The sequence below is a fragment of the Azospirillum sp. VT-I1 genome, from assembly GCF_055698305.1.
Genome location: NZ_CP168804.1, coordinates 718,948 through 741,232 on the forward strand (window position 1 = coordinate 718,948; position 22,285 = coordinate 741,232).

The window sequence follows — 22,285 nt, forward strand, 5'->3', positions numbered from 1 at the left end:
GCGATTCCATTTAACTCCCTCTCCCGCCCCGGGAGAGGGAAGGGGCCCATGCGCAGCATGGGAAGGGTGAGGGTTTAGGCACGAAGCCATGCGCTTCGGGATTCTTGGGATCCCCCTCACCCTCCCCGCCTTCGGCGGGTCCCCTCCCTCTCCCGGGGCGGGAGAGGGCGATTGTGGCCAAGCTACGGACCGCCCCCTCAGGACGCCGACCTGACCAGCGCTCCGCCCACCCCCACTCCGCTGCTAAGCGGCCCCAGCGATTCCAGCAGATCCGCATAGTGTCCCGCCGTCACCGGCCAGTCGTGGCGTTCGGCGATGCGGCGGGCGGCTTCTCCCATGCGGCGGCGTTCCTCCGGGTCGGCGGCCAGACGGCGCATCGCCGCCACCAGCGCGTCATGCGCATCCGGATCGTCCAGCACCACGGCCGCTCCGTCCTCCAGCAGCCGGCTGGCGCCGGCAAGCCGGGTGGTGACGACCGGCAGGCCGCTCGCCGCCGCCTCCAGCAGGACCAGCCCGAAGGGCTCGTAGCGGGTCGGGAAGACGAACAGGTCGGCCGCCCGCATCAGCGCCGCCACGTCGCGGCGGTGGCCGAGGAAGCGCACGCGGTCCTCCAGCCCCAGTGACCGCGCCATCGCCGGAAATGGGCCGCCGCGCTCGTCCCCCACCACCGCCAGCGACAGGTCCGGCACCTCGGCCAGGGCGCGCAGCACGCCGTCCAGATTCTTGCGGTCGCTGCGGGCGTCGCCGACGAACAGCGCCACCGGACGGGACGCCGGCAGGCCGAACAGGGCCGGATCGGGCGTGCCGGGCCTGAATTCCGCCACGTCGACGCCGTTGTCGATCACCGCCAGCCGGGCCGGGTCGATGCCGTCCCGGCGCAGCTCCTCCGCCACCGTGCGCGACACCGCCACCAGCCGGCCGGCGCGGCGGAAGCTCCAGCGCTCGAAGCCGACATTCAGCAGGGTGTAGAGCGCCCGGTAGAGCGACAGCGGCGACAGGCCCTTGCGCACGGGATGGGTGGGGGAGCGCATCCAGGCCGAATGGACGAAATGCACGGCGTTGACGTCCGACCGCGCCCAGCTGACGAAGCCGTTCACCACCACCCGGTCGATCCCGGCCCGCCTTGCCCGCGCCAGCGCGCGGCTCGCCCGCCAGGCGAACAGCTGGTCCTTGGCCAGCTGCGTCGGCACGCCGCCGCCATCGACCGGCATCCAGCGCAGGCTGGGGTGGCGCGCCAGTTCGTCGGCGACCTCGGTCGCGATGGCCACCACCTCGTGTCCCCGGCGCAGCAGCTCCTCCACCACCACCGCATTCACCCGGCCCTGCCCGTCATGGCGGACGATCTTCTGCGTGACCACGGCGATGCGCATGGCACTTCCCCTGCTCGGCTGTATCGACGGTATCGGCTGCGGTTCTCCCGGAAGTGGACCACGGAGCCGCCGCATGCGCCAAACAAACGAAAGATACCAAAGGCTCTCAACAGGCTTAAGTCTGCCGTTGCCCGCCCCAAGTCTTTCAACAGCCGAAGAAGTCGCGCCGACCAAATCGATATTTATGGAAGAGTCAAAGATGAGTCAAAGTCCTGCCCCATCTTTGACTCTCCAAATGACAGCGACAACCTGTCAAGACTCCCAAACGAACAGGGTAATCCAATCGATGCGATTACCTCGACCTTGCACTTATTTAAACTTTGGTTAATGGGAGTCGTGCCGATGGCGATCACCGGGTCCAATCTCATCGATGTCACCTTCGCGATCGACGCGTGGGGTCAGGCAGCCGGCGGCATCTGGCCGCATCTGTCGCTGAAGCTGGACGGCACGACCATCGGGCAGGCGACGGTGAACAGCGCTGGCGCCGCGCGCTATACCATCAGCGCGAAGGTCGCCGCCGGTACGGCGCACAACCTGCAACTCGTCTACGACAATGACGGGGTGGTGGGCGGCGCCGACCGCAACCTGTTCGTCCGCGCCATCTCCGTGAACGGCACGCCAATCGCCTCGACCGACCCGTCGGTGACCTACGACAAGGGCGCGGTCGACGGGCGCGACATGGTGAAAGGCCAGGAAGCCATGTATTGGGGCGGCGCGCTGAACGTCCCGCTGCCGGCGACCCTGTTCCCGGTGCCGGACGCCATCACCGCCGAGCCGGCCGCTGCCAAGTCCTTCAGCGTCGTCGTCAACGCCTGGGGCAAGAGCGCCGGCGGCGTGCCGCCGCACTTCAAGCTGCTGGCCGACGGCAAGGTCGTGGGCGAGGCGAAGGTGTCCGCCACCACCCAGACCGCCTACAAGTTCACGGTCGACCTAGACCCGGCGCTGGCGCACAAGATCCAGGTCCAGTACGACAACGACGCCGTCGTCAACGGCCAGGACCGCAGCCTCTATGTCGGCTCCGTCGTGGTGAACGGCCACAGCATCGCCTCCACCGCCGCCGGCGTCACCTATGACCGCGGCGCGCTGGACGGCAAGGACGTCATCGCCGGCCAGCAGGGGCTGTGGTGGAACGGCACGCTGAACGTCCCCGTCACCAAGGCGATGCTGGGCGGCACCTCGACCACCACCCCCGCCGCGCCGGCACCCTCCCCGACGCTGCCGAAGAACGAGCATACCGCCAGCGCCGGGGTCAGCAGCGACCGCCCGCCGCTGAAATCGGACGTGTCCGCCATCTCCTGGGGTGCGGACCGCGGGCTGGCGCCGCAGCACCTGTTCTGGGAATCGGTGCCCGACTATGCCAGCTCCACCCACCTGAAGGAGACGCGCGACGTCGCCGCCGACCATCTGGCCGACGGGGTGATGCCGCTGATCGGCCTGCAGCTGTGGGAGGACACCTTCGAATACTCGCAGACCGGCGGCGAATTCGCCAATCTCGGCGGCCACAAGGCCTGGGTCTCCTGGGTCAAGGCGCACCAGCAGTATCTGGGGCGCGACGCCGACGGCAACATCCTCAATTCCGACGCCAGCAATCCCTACGGCTGGGGTTATGTCAGCCCGCTGATGCCGCTGGACGCCAAGGACGCGCCGGCCGGCTGGACCGGCGGCACCGCCCATTACGGCGACTGGATGGCCGACAAGCTGGGCCGCCTGTCCGCCCTGACCGGCACCCGCGGCTACGAGCTGGCCGACTTCTTCGACGGCAGCCCGCATTCCGGCGTGATGGACTTCTTCAACACGCGGATGATCGCCGAATTCAGCGCCAAGACCGGCATCAAGGTCTCCGGCACCACACTGGCGCAGCAGGCCGACTACATCGTCGCCAACCACCCGACCAAGTGGCTGGACTATTTCGTCGACGGCTGGGCCGAAAGCTGGAAGGCGCTGGACGAGTCCATCGTCAAGCACACCGGCAAGCCGGCCTGGCTGACCACGCAGGTGTCCTTCACCCCGGCGGCGATGCGGGAGTTCGCGGGCGTCGATGCGCGGGTGATCGCCGAGAAGATGAACGAGGACGACATCCTGTTCAACGTCCAGACGCTCGAACGCTTCACCATGCAGCACAAGCAGGCGCCCGCCTCCTACGAGCAGGCGATGCTGGGCATCCATGCGGCCCGCGCGCCGGACGCCCATTTCGGGCACATGATGTCCTCGTCGGAGGATGATTACTGGGGCGCCGTCAACAGCCTCTACACCGGCGTCACCGGCACGGCACGCGAGGAGCTGGGCTGGGGCCGCCTGGAACAGACCTGGCTGCAGAGCGGCTGGACGATGATCGCCGACGACCAGGGCGGCGTGCGCCGCGCGGCGGAGCAGTGGTCGCGCAGCTATCACGACTGGGGCGAGGTGAAGCAGCCCTGGCTGGACATGCTGCGCGACATCGTGCCGACCCGCCCCTTCGGCCCGGCGCTCTACTACAGCGCCAATGCCGAAAAGGCGATGAACGCGCTGGAACCGGCCGGCAACTCCATCGGCAACGCCTATCTGGGCGAGCTGCTGACGCCGATCACCAAGCTGCACGATGCCGGCGTGACCTTCGGCTATTACGTCAGCGACGCGGCGCTGCCGGCGATGACCAAAGCCAGCGCACCCAGCGCCTGGATCATCCCGCAGGCGACCTACAACGGCAAAAGCCTGTTCAGCGATGCCGAAATCGCCGCCCTGAAGGCCAAGGCCCCGGTGCTGATCGGCGACGAGGCGCTGACCTACAAGCACCCGCTCACCTTCACCGACAAGGACCCGGAGGCCCAGATCACTGGCTACGGCTTCTACGACCAGAAGGACCGGCTGATCGTGGTCGCGTCCGACCGGGTGGACTTCAACGACACCGCAGCGCGCAAGTCGGTGGCGACCCATGTGGAGCTGCAGCTGGCCAACGGCCACTACACGGTCCAGGACCTGATCCACAACACCACCCAGAGCTTCGACGTGGTGAACGGCATCGGCGGCTTCGACACCATGATCGACCGCTGGGACACCGGCGTGTACGCCATTACCCACGACATAGCGGCGTAAGGCGGACCCGGATGCTTCTCGACGGGGACGGGAGCCGCTTCGGCGGTCCCGTCCCCGCCCTTTTCGAAAGGTGCGAAATTTCCTCTGGCGGTTGCTGTTTAAGAGTCTATATTATCTTTGCAGATGGGCGGTAATGGAACGTCCGACGAAGTCATAGACTCCATTTCAAATTGTGCTTTTCAATAGTTTTTCTTGTAGTATCGGCGCGATATATCGGCCTGTTCATCTGCGGACCTTCCCCATAAGTCTTCATCCACCGGCGCCAACCCTGGCTTGGTCGGGTTATCACTTCCCATTGCAGGTTCACGAAAGCCCAATTATTGACTGCCTTCCAGGGGCGTCTTTTACCTGCGTGTATAAAACTCTCCCCCTCTGAACCTAGAAGTCTTCCAAAAGTGCTGAAGACAACGCCGTGAGTGCCGGATCATAGTTTGATCTAAATTCGATTGGACGAGCACATACCCACCGATACAACGTGCGCCGCCCATCGATTTCGCACATCGCGCCGGTTCGGCGCGGCGGCAGTCAACGGAGCAAGCGCGACGGCTCGAACGGGGAGCCGAAGGCAAAGCGCCGGGCGGAAGAACCCAGCGGCCCCATCGCCATGCACCATGCCGGCGCACCGTACAGCGTCCCGGGGAGGAGCCTTGCGGCCCGGCCGCGCGATGATGCCGCCCGCCATATCGTCCATTCCTGGGGGAGAGGGACATGCCCGATCGCATACGTGTGATTGTCCACAATCAGAGCCGATTGCTGCGTGAATCCATCCTGAACATCCTGGATGATTGCTTCGAGGTCATCGACCCGCAAAGCCGGCTCGCGACGGGGCTGTCCCCGAAGGCGGCGTGGAACGGACGGGCGGGCGCAGGGGGCGACCGCCTTCCCGCCGGCATCTCAGCCGGCGGGGCGGTGCTGACGCTGGAGCCGCCGTCCGGCCCCGACCGCAGCGGCGAACGGACCGCCGACATCGTGCTGTTCGATCTCGCCTCGCTGAAGACCGACGCCTGGAACTTCCGCAGCTGGTATGGCGAGGACGCCAAGCTGGCGATGATCGCGGACGAATTCTCCGCCCACCACATGCGGATGGCGCTGCGTTTCGGCGTGCGCGGCTATCTGCTGAACCGGATGGCGCCGAGCGCCTTCGTCCTGGCCCTGCGGCTGATCCATGCCGGCGAGCCGGTGGTGCCGGAGGAGTGCTTCGACTATTTCTCGCCCACGGCACTCCGCCGCGGCGGCGAGGACGGGTCGGTAACCCAGCATGAATCGGAGCTTCTGGGCTATCCCGGCCTCTATCCGCGCCATGCGCGCATCCTGAAGCTCATCATGGACGGATGCAGCAACAAGGAGATCGCGCGCGAGATGCTGATGACCGAGGATCTGGTCAAGCTGCATGTGCGCCACATCATGCAGACCATCAACGTCCGCAACCGCACCCAGGCCGCCCTGTGGGCCGCCCAGAGCGGCATCATCCAGGAGATGGAGTATTTCCTGGAGCGCACCGGACCATAGGCCGAGGCGCCTTCGAAACCTGTCCTTGCAGTGCTCCTTGCGGAGCGTGGGCGCGTCGGCTATGCACCCCGCATGAGCGCCGACGCCCTTCCCGATACCGCCCTTCCCGCCTCCGTCCGCCCCCATGCCGTCTCGCCCTCCGCGGCGGAGGTGCGCCGTGCCACCGGCATCGGGACCATCGCCATCCTGCTGTGGTCGACGGCGGCGCTGCTGACCTCGCTGTCCAGCGCCATGCCGCCGCTGCAGCTGGTGGCGGTCACCTTCGGGCTGGCCTTCCTGACCGGCAGCACCGTCGCGGCGGTGCGCGGCCGCAGCGTCCTGGTCGCGATGCGCCAGCCGCTGCCGGTCTGGCTGGTCGGGGTCGGCGGGCTGTTCGGCTATCATGCCTGCCTGTTCCTGGCCTTCCACCTCGCGCCCTCGGCGGCGGTGGAGGTCAATCTGCTGAACTATCTCTGGCCGCTGTGCATCGTCCTGTTCTCCGCCCTGCTGCCGGGGGAACGGCTGAAGGCGGGCCATGTGGCGGGCGCGCTGTGCGGACTCGCCGGCACGGCGCTGATCGTGTCGGGGCGCGGCGGCGGGCTGCATCTGGACGCCGGCAATCTGGCGGCCTATGGCGCGGCGCTGGCGGCGGCGCTGATCTGGGGGGCATATTCGGTGCTGTCGCGCCGCTTCGGTTCCGTCCCGACCGAGGCGGTGAGCGGCTTCTGCCTCGTCACCGCACTGCTGGGGCTGACCGGGCACCTGATGTTCGAGGAGGCGACGGTGTGGCCGCAGGAGATGCTGGGATGGCTCGCCCTGCTGGCGCTCGGCATCGGGCCGGACGGGCTGGCCTTCTTCGTCTGGGACCACGGGATGAAGCGCGGCGACATCCGGGCGCTGGGCGTCCTGTCCTATGCCGTGCCGCCGGTCTCCACCCTGCTGCTGATCCTGTCCGGCCAGGCGAGCGGCGGCTGGTCCGTCTGGGCGGCCTGCGCGCTGATCGCCGGCGGGGCGGTGATGGCCAGCTGGGACATGATCCGCGGCAAGTGACAGCGATTTCATTCCGCCGGCAAGGAAAAGGGTGGTAATCGGCAAGGCGTCACACGACCGCCGCCCGTCCGCCTGCGAGTGCCCGACCAATGCCCGCGCGTTCCTGTACTTCCCCGGCCTCGGTGCCCGCCTGTCCGCGACCCGCCGGTTCCTCGCCGACGTCTGGCGACTGACCCGCCCCTACTGGTCGTCGGAAGAGAAATGGGCGGCGCGCGGCCTGCTGGCGGCGATCGTCCTGCTCAATCTCGGCGCCGTGTTCATGGAGGTCTGGTTCACCCAGATCAACGCCGACATCTTCAACGCCCTGCAGGAGAAGGACCAGGGCGCCTTCATCCACTCCCTTCTGGTCTTCGGCGGGCTGGCGCTGGTCTTCATCGCGGTGGCGGTCAACCGCCTGTACCTGAACCAGATGCTGCAGATCCGCTGGCGCCGCTGGCTGACGGAGCGCTATCTCGGCGATTGGCTGGACAACCAGACCTATTACCGGCTGCAATTCGCGAACACCGGCACCGACAACCCCGACCAGCGCATCGCCGAGGATCTGCGCGGCTTCGTGCAGCTGACGCTGAGCCTGTCGCTGGGCTTCCTGACCAATCTGGTGTCGCTGGTCTCCTTCCTGGCCATCCTGTGGAGCCTGTCCGGTCCGGTCGCCATTCCGTGGCTGGGGATCGACCTGCCCGGCTACATGGTGTGGGTGGCGCTGGCCTATGCCGTCGCCGGCACCTGGATCACCCATAGGATCGGCAAGCCGCTCGCCCGCCTCAGCTTCGACCAGCAGCGCTACGAGGCCGACTTCCGCTTCTCCCTGGTCCGCCTGCGCGAGAATGCCGAGAGCATCGCCCTGCAGCAGGGCGAGGCGCAGGAGGCCCGCGGCTTCGACGAGCGCTTCGCCCGCGTGGTCGCCAACTGGTGGGCGCTGATGCGCACGCAGAAGCGGCTGGTCTGGTTCACCTCCGCCTATGGCCAAATTGCCGTCATCTTCCCGCTGCTGGTCGCCGCCCCGCGCTATTTCAGCGGCGCCCTGCCGCTGGGCTCGCTGATGCAGACCTCGCAGGCCTTCGGGCAGGTGCAGGGGTCGCTGTCCTGGTTCATCGACGCCTATGTGAATCTGGCCGACTGGCACGCCACCACCACCCGCCTGACCGGCTTCCGCCATGGGGTGGAGGCCGTCCGCGCCGCCGGCCGCGACCATGCCGGGGTGGAGCGCACCGCCGGCGCCGACGGCGCCCTGACTTTGGACGGGCTGGCTCTGACCCTGCCGGGCGGTGGCGCGCCGCTGGTCCGCGCCGACCTGACGGTCCGGCCGGGCGAGACGCTGCTGATCACCGGCCCTTCCGGCTCGGGCAAGAGCACGATCCTGCGCGCCATCGCCGGCATCTGGCCCTTCGGCCGCGGCCGGATCGCGCTGCCGGCCGACGCCACCGACGCCACGAACGGCAGCATGGTCCTGCCGCAGAAGCCCTACCTGCCGATCGGCACCCTGCGCGCCGCCGTCACCTACCCCTCCGCCCCCGACGCCTTCGAGACCGAAAGGGTGCGGGAGGTGCTGGACGCCGTCGGCATGGCCGGCTTCGCCGACCGTCTTGCGGAGGAGGACCACTGGACGCAACGCCTGTCCGGCGGGGAGCAGCAGCGCATCGCGGTCGCCCGCGCCCTGCTGCACGAGCCCGGCTGGCTCTACCTGGACGAGGCGACCTCGGCTTGCGACCCGGAGACGGAGGAGCGGCTCTACCGCCTGCTGCGCGAACGCCTGTCCGGCACCGCCCTGGTCAGCGTCGGTCACCGACCGAGCCTCGCCGCCTTCCACGACCGCAGGCTGACGGTGCACCGCAACGGTGAGGGGACGGCGGAGCTGGTGGCGGCAGGGTGACCTTGACTTACCCCTGCCGCAGGATCGCCTGTTGGAAGCGCAGCACCCGGTTGTTGACGATCTGGTCGAGCACCGAGCGCGCTTCGCCGAAGACCGGCTCGGTCCACCGCTTCGCCTTGGTTGCGGCGGCCACAGCTTCGCACAATGAGGAAAAGCTGAAGCTGCCGCCCCCGGCGGGCCGCCGGCGAACAGGTTGGCCAGCGCCGTCACCTCCAGTTGGGTCAGGTGGGGATAGAAATCAGCGATCAGCCCCTTGCGGATGCGATAGATGGCCGACGCCGTGCCGGCGGCGTTTCGGGACAGCGCCGTCGGGTAACGGCGGTAACGCAGCAGGGGCTTCTTCACGTTGGTGAAAACGGCGCCGGCCCGCATGCAATCGATCCAGAAGGCAAGATCACCGCCGGACACATAGGCCTGGTTCCAGCGGATCCGATGCTTCATGACGAAGTCGCGGCGGAACACGGAGGTCGGGTCATAGATGTTCCGCGCCGCCTCCAGGAACAGCGCCTTGATGTCGCAATCGGCAACGGGGGCGTCGCTCGCCCCGGTGTCGTCGCCGAACATCTCCAGATCGGCGCCGCAGACCGTCACCTCGGGCCGGCTGTCCAACACCGCCACCTGCAGCGCCAGGCGATCGGGTGCCGAGATGTCGTCGCTGTCCATGCGCGCGACAAATTCCCCCTCCGCCAGCGCCAGCCCGACATTGAGGATGCCCGACAGGCCGAGCTGCACCGGATTGCGGAAGACCTTCAGCCGCGAATCCCCCATGGCAAGCACCCGGTCGGCCGTCCCGTCGGTCGATCCGTCGTCCAGCACCAGAAGCTCGAAGTCACCATAGGTCTGGGCCAGGATCGACTCCACGGCCTCCTCGACATACGCCGCCGCGTTCCAGGCAGGCAGCAGAACCGAGACGCGCGGAGCCATTCAACAATCCTCGAAATGGAATCGGCACAACCAAGCATGGAAGCGCCTTAGGATCATACTGCACATCCGCGCGCCTCCGCCAGCAGCCACTGCCGGAACGCGGCGAAGGGCGGGTGGTTGGCCTTGCCGCGGGGGTGGACCAGGTAATAGGCACGCGCGCTGCGGTGCGGCCGGTCGATGGCCGGGACCAGGGTGCCGTCCTCAAGCTCGGCGCGGACCAGCAGGGTCGGCAGCAACGCCACGCCCAGCCCGGCCTCCGCCGCCTGGGCGGTGGTGGCGAACTGTTCGAACACCATGCCGGCGCCGGGACGGGGCGCAAGGCCCTGGGCCGACAGCCACTGGTTCCAGGCGTCGGCGCGGGTGCTGGTGTGCAGAAGCGGCAGCGCCGGCAGGTCGGCCGGCTCCGCCACCGGATGCGCCGCAAGGAAGGCGGGGGAGCAGACCGGCAGCACCTCCTCGTCCAGCAGATGGTCGCAGACGGCGTCGGGCCAGTCGCCGAAGCCGTAATGGATCGCGGCGTCCAGGTCGTGCAGGCGGAAGTCGAAGGGCGCCAGCTTGGTGGTGAAGTGGATCGTCACCTGCGGGTGCGCCGCCTGGAAGGCCGGCAGCCGCGGCACCAGCCAGCGCGTGCCGAAGGTCGGCAGGATGGCAAGGTTCAGCACGCCGCCCTTGGGTGCGGCGATGGTCCGCACGGTGGCCGCCGCGATCTGGCGCAGCGCGTCGCGGATCGGGTCGGCATAGAGCGCCCCGGTCGGGGTCAGGCTCACCCGCTGGCCCTTGCGGGTGAACAGCGGGGTGCCGATCTGGTCCTCCAGCGCCTTGACCTGCCGGCTGACTGCCCCTTGCGTCAGCGACAGCTCCGCCGCCGCCGCGGTGAAGCTGCCGGTGCGGGCCGCCGCCTCGAAGGCGGTCAGCATGCTCATGGAGGGGAGGAGGCGGCGCTGCAGATCCATGACCGCTTCATTACCAAAGCTCATGACCTGTGGAAAGAAAGTCGTTTGCACCCTGGCGCCGGGCGCGGCACGGTCGGTATCCTGGAGATCCGGAACAATTCCCACAGGCAGGGCGGGGCGGCATCGCGATGAAGACCGGTGGTCAGTTGATCGTCGAGGCGCTGGAGGCGCAGGGCGTGCGGCGGGTGTTCGGCGTTCCGGGCGAGAGCTATCTCGCCGTGCTGGACGCCCTGCACGACAGCCCGATCGAGATGGTCGTCGCCCGTCACGAAGGCGGTGCTGCGATGATGGCGGAGGCGCAGGCGAAGCTGACCGGCCGCCCCGGCGTCTGCCTCGTCACCCGCGGCCCCGGCGCCACCAACGGCGCGTCGGGCATCCATGTCGCCCAGCAGGACGAGACGCCGCTGGTCGTGCTGGTCGGCCAGATCGAGCGCGGCATGCGCGGCCGCGACGCCTTCCAGGAGGTCGATTACGGCAAGCTGTTCGGCGGCATGTGCAAGTGGGTCGCGGAGATCGACAGCGCCGACCGTGTGCCGGAGATGATCTCGCGCGCCTTCCACACCGCGATGGCCGGCCGCCCCGGCCCGGTGGTGCTGGCCCTGCCGGAGGACACGCTGACCGAGACCGCGGACGTGGCCGCGGCCCCGCTGGCCGTGGCGGTGGACAGCGCGCCGACGCCGGCCCAGGTGGCCGCCTTCGGCGATCTGCTGGGCAAGGCGGAACGGCCGCTGCTGGTCGTCGGCGGCTCCCGCTGGACCGAGGAGTCTGTCGCCGCGCTCCGGGACTTCGCCGAGCGGCTGTCGCTGCCGGTGGCGGTCACCTTCCGCCGCCAGATGCTGTTCGACCATTGCCACCCGCTCTATGCCGGCGACATCGGGCTGGGCATCAACCCGAAGCTGACGGCGCTGGTCAAGGACAGCGACCTGCTGATCTTGCTGGGCGACCGCTTCTCCGAAGTGCCGTCGCAGGGTTACGGGCTGCTCGGCATCCCCGATCCCGGCAAGGCGGTGGTGCATGTCCACCCCGGCGCTGAGGAGATCGGCCGCGTCCATCGCCCGACGCTGGGCATGGTCGCCACGCCGGCCGCCTTCCTGGAGGCGATGGCCGGCCTCACCCTGGCGGCGAACCCCGGCTGGGCCGCCCGCGCCGAAGCCGCCCATGCCGCCTACGAGGCGTGGAGCACGCCGCCCGACGCCGGTCCCGGCGAGGTGCAGATGGGCCGCATCATGGCGTGGCTCGACGACCGGCTGAAAGATGACGCCATCTTCACCAACGGCGCCGGCAACTACGCCACCTGGATCCATCGCTTCCACCGCTTCCGCCGGTTCGGCACCCAGGTGGCGCCGGCCTGCGGTTCGATGGGTTACGGCCTGCCCGCCGCCATCGCCGCCAAGCTGCAGCACCGCACCCGCGACGTGCTGTGCTTCGCCGGCGACGGCTGCTTCCAGATGACCGGTCTGGAGTTCGGCACCGCCGTGCAGGAAGGCGCCGCCGTCATCGTGCTGGTCGTCGACAACGGCATGTACGGCACCATCCGCATGCATCAGGAGCGCGAATATCCCGGCCGCGTGTCCGGCACGCAGCTGAAGAACCCAGATTTCGCCGCTTTCGCCCGCGCCTATGGCGGCCATGGCGAAACGGTGGAGACCACCGACCAGTTCGCCCCGGCCTTCGAACGCGCCCGCGCGTCCGGCCTGCCGGCGATCATCCACATCAAGCTCGACCCCGAAGCCCTGACCCCCAGCCGGACGCTTTCCGAAATCCGTGCGGCGGGAAAGGGGACGTGATTTAGGAAACTTACCCTCTCCCGTCCCGGGAGAGGGAGGGGCCCCACGAAGTGGGGAGGGTGAGGGGGCGACCAAGAATCCGGAACCGCATGGTTCCTTGCACTCCCCTCACCCTTCCCACCGCTTCGCGGCGGGCCCCTTCCCTCTCCCGGGGCGGGAGAGGGAACATCTAACGCCTCGCTTTTTGACCCAAGGAGCCACCCCGGTGCAGCACAGCGACATCCTCTCCCGTTTCGGCCTGACCTCCAGCGGAGCCGGGCTGACCGCCCGGTCGCCGGTCGACGGCGCCACGCTCGCCACGGTGGCGGAGACCGCTCCGTCGCAGGTGTCGGACATCGTCGCCAACGCCGCCCGCGCCTTCGAGGCATGGCGCTCCGTGCCGGCCCCGCGCCGCGGCGAGCTGGTCCGCCTGCTGGGCGAGGAACTGCGCGCCGCCAAGGAGGATCTCGGCCGTCTGGTTTCGCTGGAGGCCGGCAAGATCTACCAGGAAGGCCTGGGCGAAGTGCAGGAGATGATCGACATCTGCGACTTCGCCGTCGGGCTGTCGCGCCAGCTCTACGGCCTGACCATCGCCTCGGAGCGTCCGGGCCACTCGATGCGCGAGACCTGGCACCCGGCCGGCCCCTGCCTCGTCATCTCCGCCTTCAACTTCCCGGTGGCGGTGTGGTCGTGGAACGCGGCGCTGGCGCTGGTCTGCGGCGACCCGGTCGTCTGGAAGCCGTCGGAGAAGACCCCGCTGACCGCCGCGGCCTGCCAGGTGATCTTCGAGCGCGCCGTCGCCCGTTTCGGCGATGCGCCGGCCAACCTGTCCCAGGTCGTCCAGGGCGGCCGTGAGATCGGCGAGGCGCTGGTCGCCCACCCCGGCTTCCCCATCGTCTCGGCCACCGGCTCCACCCGCATGGGCCGCGAGGTCGCCAAGGTGGTGGCGGAGCGCTTCGGCCGCTCGATCCTGGAGCTGGGCGGCAACAACGCCATGATCGTGGCACCGTCGGCCGACCTCGACATGGCGCTGCGCGCCATCCTGTTCTCCGCCGTCGGCACCTGCGGCCAGCGCTGCACCACGCTGCGCCGGCTGATCGTCCACCGCTCGGTCAAGGACCAGCTGCTGCCGCGCCTGAAGGCGGCCTACGCCTCCGTTCCGATCGGCAGCCCGCTGGAGTCCGGCGTGCTGATGGGCCCGCTGGTCGATGCCGACGCCTTCAAGGCGATGCAGCGCGCGCTGGAGGCCGCCAAGGCCGAGGGCGGCACGGTGAGCGGCGGCGAGCGCACGCTGACCGACCGCTTCCCCGACGCCTACTACGTCACGCCGGCCATCGTCGAGATGCCGGGCCAGACCGAGGTGGTGCGTCACGAGACCTTCGCGCCGATCCTCTATGTCCTGACCTACGACACGCTGGAGGAAGCCATCGCGCTGCAGAACGCGGTTCCGCAGGGCCTGTCCTCCTGCATCTTCTCCACCGACGTCCGTGAGACGGAGCGCTTCCTGTCGGCCGCCGGGTCCGACTGCGGCATCGCCAACGTCAACATCGGTCCCAGCGGTGCGGAGATCGGCGGCGCCTTCGGCGGCGAGAAGGAGACCGGCGGCGGCCGCGAGTCCGGCTCCGACGCCTGGAAGGCCTACATGCGCCGCCAGACCGCGACGGTGAACTACTCCTCCGCGCTGCCGCTGGCCCAGGGCATCAAGTTCGAGATCATGGGCTGATCGACGGCTGAGGCACACCACCCCGCGGCGTCATCGCCCCTTGCGACCGGCCCCGCCTGGCGCGACACTTCCGCCATGAACGGTCGGGAGCATGGGGCGATGGCGGATGCGGCGGCTCATACGCTTCTGGCACGCCTGCAGTCCCTGCGGGCGGCGCCGGAACCGCTGGCGGCCCTGCTGGCCGACCTGCGCGGGATCGAGCATGGCGGCGATCCACGCTTTGCCATGACTCTCGACCATTATCTGGAAAGCTGGCTGGGCAGCCGGCCGCGCGAAGTGTTCCGGCTCGCCGGTCCCCGCCTGCTGGTCCTCGCCCCGGCCGAGGCCGCCCCGCTGCTCGACGCCGGGGCACGGGCACTGGCGCACACCCTGCTGTCCCACGGTTTCGGCACGTTGCGCACCGCCAGCTACGATATGGCGACGGACGCCGAGCGCCTGTTCGCCGACCTCTTCCCCAACGACGCCACCGCCGCCCTGCGCGAAGCGGCGGAACGCGCGCCGACCGCGGCGCTCGCCCATCTGCTGGAGGTGGAGCGGGTCCTGCACGGCGCCGACATCGACAGCATCGTCCGCGAACAGCCGGTCTGGTCCTTCTCCGAAGACGGCCCGGCGGTCGTCACCACGGAACTGGCCGTGTCGCTGGAGGAGCTGGAATCCCGCCTCTCCCTGTCGCTCCGCCGCGATTCCTGGCTGCGGCACGAGGTGGCGGTGCGGCTCGACCGCGGGCTGTTGCGCCATATCGCCCGCGACCGCGGCCAGGATCCCCGCCCCTTCGCCATCGACCTGCACACCGCCACCGTGCTGGAGGACGGCTTCGACGATCTGGCGCGCTCGATCCCGGCGGAGATGCGCGGCCGGATCACCGCCGAGCTTCCCTGCTGGGAATTCTCCCTCGCCCCGGCACGGGTGGCCGCGGCGGCCGGGCGGCTGGCCGATGCCGGCTTCGCCGTGGCGCTCGACCATGTGCCGATGACGGCGCTGGGCGGGCTGGATTTGGGCGGGCTGGAACCCGCATTCATCAAAACGCAGTGGATCCGCGGGACCGCCAGTGCGGCCGATCTGCTGGCCGCCGCCGTCGCCCGGTTCGGGACCGAACGGCTGGTCCTCTGGCGCTGCGACGAACCCGCGGCATTGGAAACCGGACGCACTGCCGGGGTCAGCCTGTTCCAGGGCCGCGCGGCGGATGCCGCCGCCGCCGCTCCCCGGCACCCAACCGAAAGGTCGCAACTCCCCGTGGCGGAGGAACCGGAAGAGCCCGCCGTAGCCGAAACGGCGGAAGCCGCACCGCCCCCGCATCCCGGCCTGCTCGGCCGCCTGTTCGGGCGCGGCTGACCGCCGCAGGATGGCTGGCGAGGTCAGGCCAGACACCCGCCACCCCCGATTGACAGCCGGTCATTACGGGTTCCTAATGATTAAAATGCCAATGAAAGACGAAGGCGTCGGATGTCCATCCAAACGCCCGGCCAAACGCCCGGCCAAGCGCCCGCCAAACCCGCCCGCCCTGCGGCATCGCCCCGTTCCACCGGCCTGCTGAACGCCACGGCCGTCGGACTTCTCGGTGCGGTCGCGCTCCTGTCCTACATCGGCCTCGGCCATGGGATGGGGGTGCTGTGGAACCCGACCGGGGCCGTCATCATCGCCGGCGGCATCGCCGTTTCCGCCCTGATGGCCTTCCGGGCGAGCGAGCTGCGCGCCGCCCTCGCCGCCCTCCGCGCCATCTTCCGGGAGGACGAGTCCATCGCCGCCGACATCGCGGAGCTGGTGGCCTTCGCCCGGCTCTACCAGCGCAGCCAAATCCAGCGGGCGGAGGAACAGGGGACCAGGGCCGGCAGCCCGTTCCTGCGGCTGGGTCTGCAGCTGATCGCCGACGGCACGCCGGTCAACGACATCCTGCATGTGATGAACTGGCGCATCCAGAAGCTGATCGAGCGGGAATCGGTGCAGTCGCGCCTGTTCCGCACGCTGGCCGGGCTGGCCCCGGCCTTCGGGCTGCTGGCGACGCTGGTCGGTCTGATCGGCATGATGGCACAGCTGGGCACCGCCACCATCGCGCAGGTGGGAGAACACATGTCGGTGGCGCTGGTGGCGACGCTCTATGGCGTCGTGCTGGCCAACCTCGTCTTCAAGCCGATCGCCATCAAGCTGGAACAGCGCACCGCGCGGCGGGTGGCGATGCTGAACGTGCTGCTGGAGGGAATCATCCTGGTGCGGCTCGGCCGCTCGCCGACGGTGATCGCCGACGCGCTGGCCGAATTCGTGCGCGAGCGCGGGGACGAACTCCATGGCACCTCGTGACGACAGGCCCCCGGACGGCGCCCTCTCTCCGGACGATGCGCGGGATCTCGCGTCCCCGACCTGGATGACCGGGGTCGGGACCGGCCTCGGGGCGGCCGGCGGCCCGCCGCAGGCCGGAGCGGAGGACGACCAGGAGATCTGGCTGCTCAGCTACTCCGACCTCGTCACGCTGCTGCTGTCGGTGTTCGTCATGCTGCTGGCGATCACCAGCGTGAAGGACCAGCTGCCGACCACGCCGCAGCCGGAAAGCCCCGCCGTGGCCGTCCAGGCGGAGGCGCCGCTTGCTCCCCTGTTCGACGAACCGGCACCGGCCGCGCCGGCCGAACCAGCGCCGCCCGATGCGCGCCCGCGCCTGGACGACGGGGAGGTGGCGGTGACCGCACCCGACCGGGTGGCGGCACAGTGGCGCGATACCCTGGCGAAGCTGGGGGTGCCGCCCAGCGTGGCAGTCGACGTGCGGCAGAACCGGGTCGGCATCGTCATCGGCGAAGGGATCCTGTTCGCCCCCGGACAGGCGGACCTGACGCCGGGCGGCGACGGCCTGCTGCGCCGGCTGGCCCCGACCCTGACGGCGACGCGCGGCGAGGTGGTGGTTGAAGGGCACAGCGACTCCACGCCCATCGGCAACCGCCGCTTCCCCTCCAACTGGGAGCTGTCGGGCGGGCGGGCGGCCAGCGTGGTGCGGCGGCTGATCGACCTCGGCCTGCCGCCGGACCGGTTGTCGGCGGTCGGCTTCGCCGACACCCGGCCGCTCGCCACCGGAACAGATCCGGCATCGATGGCGCGCAACCGCCGCGTCGCCATCACCATCCAGGCCGACGGCCTTCCGGAGGGCCATGGCGATGGTCGTCCGGCCGCGCAAAGCCCCGGCCGGGCGATTCCATAGGGGCAGGGTTTGATTTGACGCAATGCCGCAACGCAACGAAGGGGGTTATGCTGGGATCCGGTGGTCGATCTGGTTGACGCATTGCCCTCCACCCCCCACGGCGCCGCCCCACGGGAGCAATCCACGGGAGCATCCAGGCGCCCCTTCCCCTTCCTCCGGGGGAAGGCGGGGCGGGGCCTTTCCGCTTGCCGCCTTAGGAAGACAAAAGCTGCCGGGATGGGTCGGCAAACGCCACCAGCAGTTCGGCCGCCACCAGGGCTGCGATCACCTCCGGCCGCTTGTCGGCAGTCAGCGCCGCACCGATGGGACAGGTCAGACGCTCCAGCGCACTCGCATCGCGACCGCGTGCCCGGAACCAGCGCTCGAACTTCGCGCGTTTCGTTGCCGAGCCGATCATGCCGACATAGGCGGCGTCGCCCCGGCGCAGCGCCGCCTCGGCGATCTCGAAGTCCAGCGCATGGCTGTGGGTCAGCACCAGATAGCCAGCACCGGCAGGGGCGCCCGCCAGCGCATCGAGCGGGCTGTCGGTCAGGATGCGCTCCACGCCTGCCGGGATCGCCTCGGGAAATTCCTGCGCCCGGCCGTCGATCCAGGTCAGGCGCAGCGGCAGCGGGGCGAAGGCCGTCGCCATCGCCCGCCCCACATGGCCGGCGCCGAACAGCAGCAGGCTGGGACACGCCGCCAACGCCCGGCTCTCCCGTTCCCGCAGGGCGGCCGCGGTGCCGCCGTCGGCCCGCTCCAGCCGCAGCACGACATGCCCGCCGCAGCACTGCCCGGTTGCCGGCCCCAGGGGCAGGTCGAGCGTTTCGGCGGCGGTTCCGTCCTCCAGCATCCGCCGCGCGGCGGCGATGGCCGTCCATTCCAGCCGTCCGCCGCCGACTGTGCCGACGCAGGTCTCCCGCCCCACCAGCATCCCGGCCCCCTCCTCCCGCGGGGTGGAGCCGCGCGCCTCGGCGACGGTGACGAGAATGGCGGGTGCGCCGCGGGACAGCCAGTCGGAGAGGGTGGCGGAGAGTGCGGTCATGGTTGGGGTTCTGCTTGCCCCCGGGAAACGCCCACCCGCTCCCGCAGCGCCGCGATGCAGCTCAGCACCCGCTCCGGCGTGGCCGGCGCGTCCAGACGCGGGCACACCCGGTGCCCGGCGACGCTCGCCACCGCGTCCGACAGGGCGTGGAACACCGACATGCCCAGCATGAAGGGCGGTTCGCCCACCGCCTTGGAGCGGAAGATGGTGTCCTCGCGGTTCGGCGCATTCTCAAGCAGCGCGACGTTGAACACGCGCGGGCGGTCCGAGCAGGCCGGGATCTTGTAGGTGCTGGGCGCATGGGTGCGCAGGCGCCCCTGCCCGTCCCACCACAGCTCCTCCATGGTCAGCCAGCCCATGCCCTGGATGAAGCCGCCCTCGATCTGCCCCCTGTCGATGGCCGGGTTCAGCGAGCGGCCGCAATCATGCAGGATATCGACCCGATCGACGACATATTCGCCGGTCAGCGTGTCCACCGTCACCTCGGCGCAAGCCGCGCCATAGGCGAAATAGTAGAAGGGCGTGCCGCGCCCGGCCGCGCGGTCCCAATGGATCTTCGGCGTCTTGTAGAAGCCGGTGGCCGACAGCTGCACCCGCGCCATATAGGCGGCGCGCACCAGATCGGCGAAGCTCATGTCATGGTCGCCGACCCGCACCCGGTTGCGCCCGAACTGCACCGCGTCGGGCGACACGTCCCACTTCTCCGCAGCGAAGGCGACCAGCCGCTCCCTGATGGTCCGGGCCGCCGCCTGCGCCGCCTTGCCGTTGAGGTCGGAGCCCGACGACGCCGCGGTGGCCGACGTGTTGGGCACCTTGCCGGTGCTGGTGGCGGTCGGGCGGATGGTGGAGATGTCGACCTGGAACTCCTCCGCCACCACCTGGGCGACCTTGGTGTAGAGCCCCTGCCCCATCTCGATGCCGGCATGGTTCAGCTGGATGCTGCCGTCGGTGTAGACATGGACCAGCGCGCCGGCCTGATTGTAATGGCTGGCGGTGAAGGAGATGCCGAACTTCACCGGCGTCAGCGCCAGCCCCTTGCGCAGGATGCGGCTGGTGGCGTTGAGGGCGCGGATTTCCTCCCGGCGCGTCCAGTAACCGCTGCTGTCCTCAAGCTGCGCGATCAACTGCGGCAGGATGTTGTCGGTGACGGTCTGGTGATAGGGCGTCAGGTTGCGGTCCCCTCCCTCGGCATCGGTCCCGTAGAAGTTCCGCTTGCGGATCTCCAGCGGGTCCTTGCCCAGCGCGAAGGCGATCTCGTCGATCACCCGTTCCGCCGCGACCATCCCCTGCGGCCCGCCGAAGCCGCGGAAGGCGGTGTTGGACACCGTGTTCGTCTTCAGCGGCAGCGATTCCAACCGCGCCGCCGGATAGAAATAGCCGTTGTCGGCATGGAACAGCGCGCGGTCGGTCACCGGGCCGGACAGGTCGGCGGCATAGCCGGCACGCGCCGCGAACAGCATGTCCACGCCCTGGATCAGCCCGCTGTCGTCGAAGCCGACGCGATAGTCGATCTCGAAGTCATGGCGCTTGCCGGTGATCTGGAAATCGTCGTCGCGGTCGGGGCGCAGCTTGGCGGCCCGGCCGGTGCGCCTGGCGACCAGGGCGGTGCAGGCGGCGAACAGGTTCGATTGCGTCTCCTTGCCGCCGAAACCGCCGCCCATCCGCCGCACCTCCACCGTCACCGCGGCGTCCGGCAGGTCCAGAACATGGGCGACGATGTGCTGCACTTCCGTCGGATGCTGGGTGGAGACATGGATCAGCACCTCGCCATCTTCGCCGGGCACCGCCATGGCGATCTGGCTTTCCAGGTAGAAATGCTCCTGCCCGCCGATGGCGAGCCGCCCCTCCACCCGATGGGGCGCCGCGGCCAGCGCAGCATCGGCATCGCCGACCCGCAAGGTCATCGGCGGGGTGACGAGCGTCCGCTCGCCGTCGCGGGCGGCGGCGATGGTCAGGACGGCCGGCAGCTCTTCATACTCGACCACCGCCAGCCTGGCGGCGCGGCGGGCCTGATCGCGGGTTTCGGCGGCGACGGCGAAGATCGGCTGGCCGACATGCTCGACCAGGGATGAGGCGAACAGCGGCTCGTCATGCTTGCCCATGCAGCCGATGTCGTTCACCCCCGGCACGTCTTCGGCGGTGAGGACCGCCACCACGCCCGGAGCCTGCCGGACCGGCGACAGGTCGATGGAGCGGATGCACGCATGCGCCCGGCTGCTGAGACCGAGATAGACGTGCAGCAGCCCGGCCGGCTCGGCGATGTCGTCGACATAGACCGCCTCGCCGCTGACATGCTTGTGGGCGCTTTCGTGCCGGCGGGAGTCGTGGACGGCGCCCTCGATCCGGGCCGCAGGCACGATTGGGGTCGTCACGTCAGGCATGTGCAAGCCTCCGGTCGCCGACCAGACGGGTGTCCGCCGTCGGGTCGCTGGTCTCGACATACAGCTTCATCAGCAAATTCGCGGCCACCATGGAGCGATAGCCCGCGCTGGCCCGCCAGTCGCTCAGCGGCGTGTAGTCGCCGGCCAGCGCGTCCATCGCCTGGGTGACGGTCTCCTCGGTCCAATGGCGGCCGAGCAGCACCGCTTCGGCCCCGCTGGCGCGTTTCGGCGTGCCGGCCATGCCGCCGAAGGCGATGCGGATGTCGGCCACCCGCCCCTCGCCGTCCAGCGTCAGGCGGAAGGCGCCGCAGACGGCGGAGATGTCCTGATCGAAGCGCTTGGCGATCTTGTAGGCACGGAAGCGCACCCCCGCCGCCGGTTTGGGCAGGATCACCGCCTCAACGAATTCGCCCTCGCGGCGGTCCTGCTTGCCGTATTCGATGAAGAAGTCCTCCAGCGGCAGCTCGCGCGTCTCGCCGCCACGGCGCAGGCGCAGGGTGGCGCCGCAGGCGATCAGCGCCGGCGGCGTGTCGCCGATGGGGGAGCCGTTGGCGATGTTGCCGCCGATGGTGCCCATGTTGCGCACCTGCTCCGCCCCGATGCGGCGGATCAGCTCGCCGAAATCGGGATAGAGCGCGGCGATCCGCTCCGCCCCGTCGCTGTAGGTCACGCCGGCCCCGATCACCAGCGCATCGCCGCGATCCTCGATCCGCCGCAGGTCGCGGACCCGGCCGGTATAGATCACCGTCGCCAGCACGCGCTGGAACTTGGTCACCCACAGCCCGACATCGGTCGCCCCCGCCACGATGGTGGCGCCGGGATTGTCGAGCAGGAGCTGCGCCAGCTGCGGCACCGTGGCCGGCGCCAGGAACCGCCGCCCGCCGGCGCCGACGCTGAGGATCTCCTCGTCCCGCAGGGCCGTCAGCTTTTCCGTCCACGCCTCGCGGTCGGCAAAGCGGTCGGTCGTCCTGTCACCGATCTCGTACATGGCGTGGGCGGCGCGGACGATGGGCTCATAGCCGGTGCAGCGGCACAGGTTGCCGGCCAGCGCGTCGTCGATGCGCTGGCCGTCCGGGCGCTCCTCGTTCAGGTAGAGCGCCAGCAGCGACATGACGAAGCCGGGCGTGCAGAAGCCGCATTGCGAGCCGTGGCAATCGACCATCGCCTGCTGCACCGGGTGCAGCGCGCCGTCCGGCCCCTTCAGATGCTCCACCGTCAGCAGCCGGCAGCCGTCCAGCGTGGCAAGGAAGCGGATGCAGGCGTTCACCGCCTCATAGCGCAGCGTGTCGCCGTCCAGCCGCCCGACCACCACGGTGCAGGCGCCGCAATCGCCCTCCGCACAGCCTTCCTTGGTGCCGACCCGCCGTTCCGACAGCCGCAGCCAGTCCAGCACCGTCAGGGTCGGATCGACCGCGTCGATCTCCCGAAGCTCGTCGCCGAGATAGAAGCGGAGGCGCTGGCGCATGGCTGCTCCCGATGAACT

Annotated in this window: 15 protein-coding genes and 1 pseudogene; 9 read left to right on the forward strand and 7 right to left on the reverse strand. The window is 69.5% G+C overall.

What is annotated here, in order from left to right:
• Window positions 1-197: 197 nt before the first annotated feature.
• Entirely contained in the window at window positions 198-1,370 is a 1,173-nt protein-coding gene (locus AB8P05_RS25555; protein WP_472760940.1) for a glycosyltransferase family 4 protein, read from the reverse strand.
• A 342-nt stretch (window positions 1,371-1,712) separates the two neighbouring features.
• On the opposite strand from AB8P05_RS25555, the gene AB8P05_RS25560 reads away from it, so the two are divergent.
• The 4 genes from AB8P05_RS25560 to AB8P05_RS25575 all read left to right on the forward strand — a co-directional run bounded on the left by AB8P05_RS25560 (window position 1,713) and on the right by AB8P05_RS25575 (window position 8,850).
• Complete coding sequence (locus AB8P05_RS25560) at window positions 1,713-4,442, forward strand: carbohydrate-binding domain-containing protein (protein WP_472760941.1); 2,730 nt, start codon at window positions 1,713-1,715, stop codon at window positions 4,440-4,442.
• A gap of 708 nt (window positions 4,443-5,150) precedes the next feature.
• The gene (locus AB8P05_RS25565) at window positions 5,151-5,951 is read left to right on the forward strand and encodes a LuxR C-terminal-related transcriptional regulator (protein ID WP_472760942.1); all 801 of its coding nucleotides are present in this window, start codon (window positions 5,151-5,153) and stop codon (window positions 5,949-5,951) included.
• Window positions 5,952-6,023: 72 nt separating this feature from the next.
• On the forward strand, window positions 6,024-6,980 hold the full coding sequence (gene yddG, locus AB8P05_RS25570; RefSeq protein ID WP_472760943.1) for an aromatic amino acid exporter YddG: 957 nt from the start codon (window positions 6,024-6,026) through the stop codon (window positions 6,978-6,980).
• Window positions 6,981-7,011: 31 nt separating this feature from the next.
• Complete coding sequence (locus tag AB8P05_RS25575; protein ID WP_472760944.1) at window positions 7,012-8,850, forward strand: ABC transporter ATP-binding protein/permease; 1,839 nt, start codon at window positions 7,012-7,014, stop codon at window positions 8,848-8,850.
• Window positions 8,851-8,857: 7 nt separating this feature from the next.
• Here the strand turns inward: AB8P05_RS25575 and AB8P05_RS25580 are convergent, their stop codons facing one another.
• The 3 genes and pseudogenes from AB8P05_RS25580 to gcvA form a co-directional block, all read right to left on the reverse strand.
• Entirely contained in the window at window positions 8,858-8,983 is a 126-nt protein-coding gene (locus tag AB8P05_RS25580; RefSeq protein ID WP_472760945.1) for a hypothetical protein, read from the reverse strand.
• Between the two features lie 284 nt (window positions 8,984-9,267).
• A pseudogene (locus AB8P05_RS25585) lies at window positions 9,268-9,774 on the reverse strand (glycosyltransferase family 2 protein); the annotation flags it as partial.
• Between the two features lie 53 nt (window positions 9,775-9,827).
• Window positions 9,828-10,727 (reverse strand): transcriptional regulator GcvA, encoded by a 900-nt coding sequence (gene gcvA, locus AB8P05_RS25590; protein WP_472760946.1) that lies wholly within the window; start codon window positions 10,725-10,727, stop codon window positions 9,828-9,830.
• Window positions 10,728-10,855: 128 nt separating this feature from the next.
• Here gcvA and AB8P05_RS25595 point away from each other — a divergent pair, with 128 nt between their 5' ends.
• From AB8P05_RS25595 to AB8P05_RS25615, 5 genes are all read left to right on the forward strand, one after another.
• Window positions 10,856-12,514 carry a thiamine pyrophosphate-binding protein gene (locus tag AB8P05_RS25595; RefSeq protein ID WP_472760947.1) on the forward strand — a complete coding sequence of 553 codons (1,659 nt, stop codon included), beginning with the start codon at window positions 10,856-10,858 and terminating at the stop codon, window positions 12,512-12,514.
• 205 nt (window positions 12,515-12,719) lie between these two features.
• Window positions 12,720-14,216 carry an L-piperidine-6-carboxylate dehydrogenase gene (gene amaB, locus AB8P05_RS25600; RefSeq protein ID WP_472760948.1) on the forward strand — a complete coding sequence of 499 codons (1,497 nt, stop codon included), beginning with the start codon at window positions 12,720-12,722 and terminating at the stop codon, window positions 14,214-14,216.
• Between the two features lie 75 nt (window positions 14,217-14,291).
• Window positions 14,292-15,548: a hypothetical protein gene (locus tag AB8P05_RS25605; RefSeq protein WP_472760949.1), complete on the forward strand. Its 1,257-nt coding sequence runs from the start codon at window positions 14,292-14,294 to the stop codon at window positions 15,546-15,548.
• A gap of 111 nt (window positions 15,549-15,659) precedes the next feature.
• Complete coding sequence (locus AB8P05_RS25610) at window positions 15,660-16,511, forward strand: motility protein A (protein ID WP_472760950.1); 852 nt, start codon at window positions 15,660-15,662, stop codon at window positions 16,509-16,511.
• Window positions 16,498-17,397, forward strand: coding sequence for an OmpA/MotB family protein (locus AB8P05_RS25615; protein WP_472760951.1), 900 nt, complete (start codon window positions 16,498-16,500; stop codon window positions 17,395-17,397). The genes AB8P05_RS25610 and AB8P05_RS25615 overlap by 14 nt, the downstream gene beginning before the upstream one ends.
• A gap of 193 nt (window positions 17,398-17,590) precedes the next feature.
• Here the strand turns inward: AB8P05_RS25615 and xdhC are convergent, their stop codons facing one another.
• From xdhC to xdhA, 3 genes are read right to left on the reverse strand one after another with little or no spacing between them, the layout of a single operon-like run.
• On the reverse strand, window positions 17,591-18,421 hold the full coding sequence (gene xdhC / locus AB8P05_RS25620; protein ID WP_472760952.1) for a xanthine dehydrogenase accessory protein XdhC: 831 nt from the start codon (window positions 18,419-18,421) through the stop codon (window positions 17,591-17,593).
• Entirely contained in the window at window positions 18,418-20,802 is a 2,385-nt protein-coding gene (gene xdhB, locus AB8P05_RS25625) for a xanthine dehydrogenase molybdopterin binding subunit (RefSeq protein WP_472760953.1), read from the reverse strand. Before xdhB ends, xdhC begins: the two co-directional genes overlap by 4 nt.
• Window positions 20,795-22,267 (reverse strand): xanthine dehydrogenase small subunit, encoded by a 1,473-nt coding sequence (xdhA, locus tag AB8P05_RS25630; RefSeq protein ID WP_472760954.1) that lies wholly within the window; start codon window positions 22,265-22,267, stop codon window positions 20,795-20,797. Before xdhA ends, xdhB begins: the two co-directional genes overlap by 8 nt.
• Between the last annotated feature and the right edge of the window lie 18 nt (window positions 22,268-22,285).

Excerpts from the sequence above, each read along its gene's own strand:
- AB8P05_RS25555 (WP_472760940.1), bottom strand. The coding sequence starts at position 1,370 with ATGCGCATCGCCGTGGTCACGCAGAAGATCGTCCGCCATGACGGGCAG.
- AB8P05_RS25560 (WP_472760941.1), top strand. The coding sequence starts at position 1,713 with ATGGCGATCACCGGGTCCAATCTCATCGATGTCACCTTCGCGATCGAC.
- AB8P05_RS25595 (WP_472760947.1), top strand. The coding sequence starts at position 10,856 with ATGAAGACCGGTGGTCAGTTGATCGTCGAGGCGCTGGAGGCGCAGGGC.
- AB8P05_RS25605 (WP_472760949.1), top strand. The coding sequence starts at position 14,292 with ATGAACGGTCGGGAGCATGGGGCGATGGCGGATGCGGCGGCTCATACG.
- gcvA (WP_472760946.1), bottom strand. The coding sequence starts at position 10,727 with ATGGATCTGCAGCGCCGCCTCCTCCCCTCCATGAGCATGCTGACCGCC.
- yddG (WP_472760943.1), top strand. The coding sequence starts at position 6,024 with ATGAGCGCCGACGCCCTTCCCGATACCGCCCTTCCCGCCTCCGTCCGC.
- AB8P05_RS25565 (WP_472760942.1), top strand. The coding sequence starts at position 5,151 with ATGCCCGATCGCATACGTGTGATTGTCCACAATCAGAGCCGATTGCTG.
- AB8P05_RS25615 (WP_472760951.1), top strand. The coding sequence starts at position 16,498 with ATGGCACCTCGTGACGACAGGCCCCCGGACGGCGCCCTCTCTCCGGAC.
- AB8P05_RS25610 (WP_472760950.1), top strand. The coding sequence starts at position 15,660 with ATGTCCATCCAAACGCCCGGCCAAACGCCCGGCCAAGCGCCCGCCAAA.
- xdhC (WP_472760952.1), bottom strand. The coding sequence starts at position 18,421 with ATGACCGCACTCTCCGCCACCCTCTCCGACTGGCTGTCCCGCGGCGCA.
- xdhA (WP_472760954.1), bottom strand. The coding sequence starts at position 22,267 with ATGCGCCAGCGCCTCCGCTTCTATCTCGGCGACGAGCTTCGGGAGATC.
- xdhB (WP_472760953.1), bottom strand. The coding sequence starts at position 20,802 with ATGCCTGACGTGACGACCCCAATCGTGCCTGCGGCCCGGATCGAGGGC.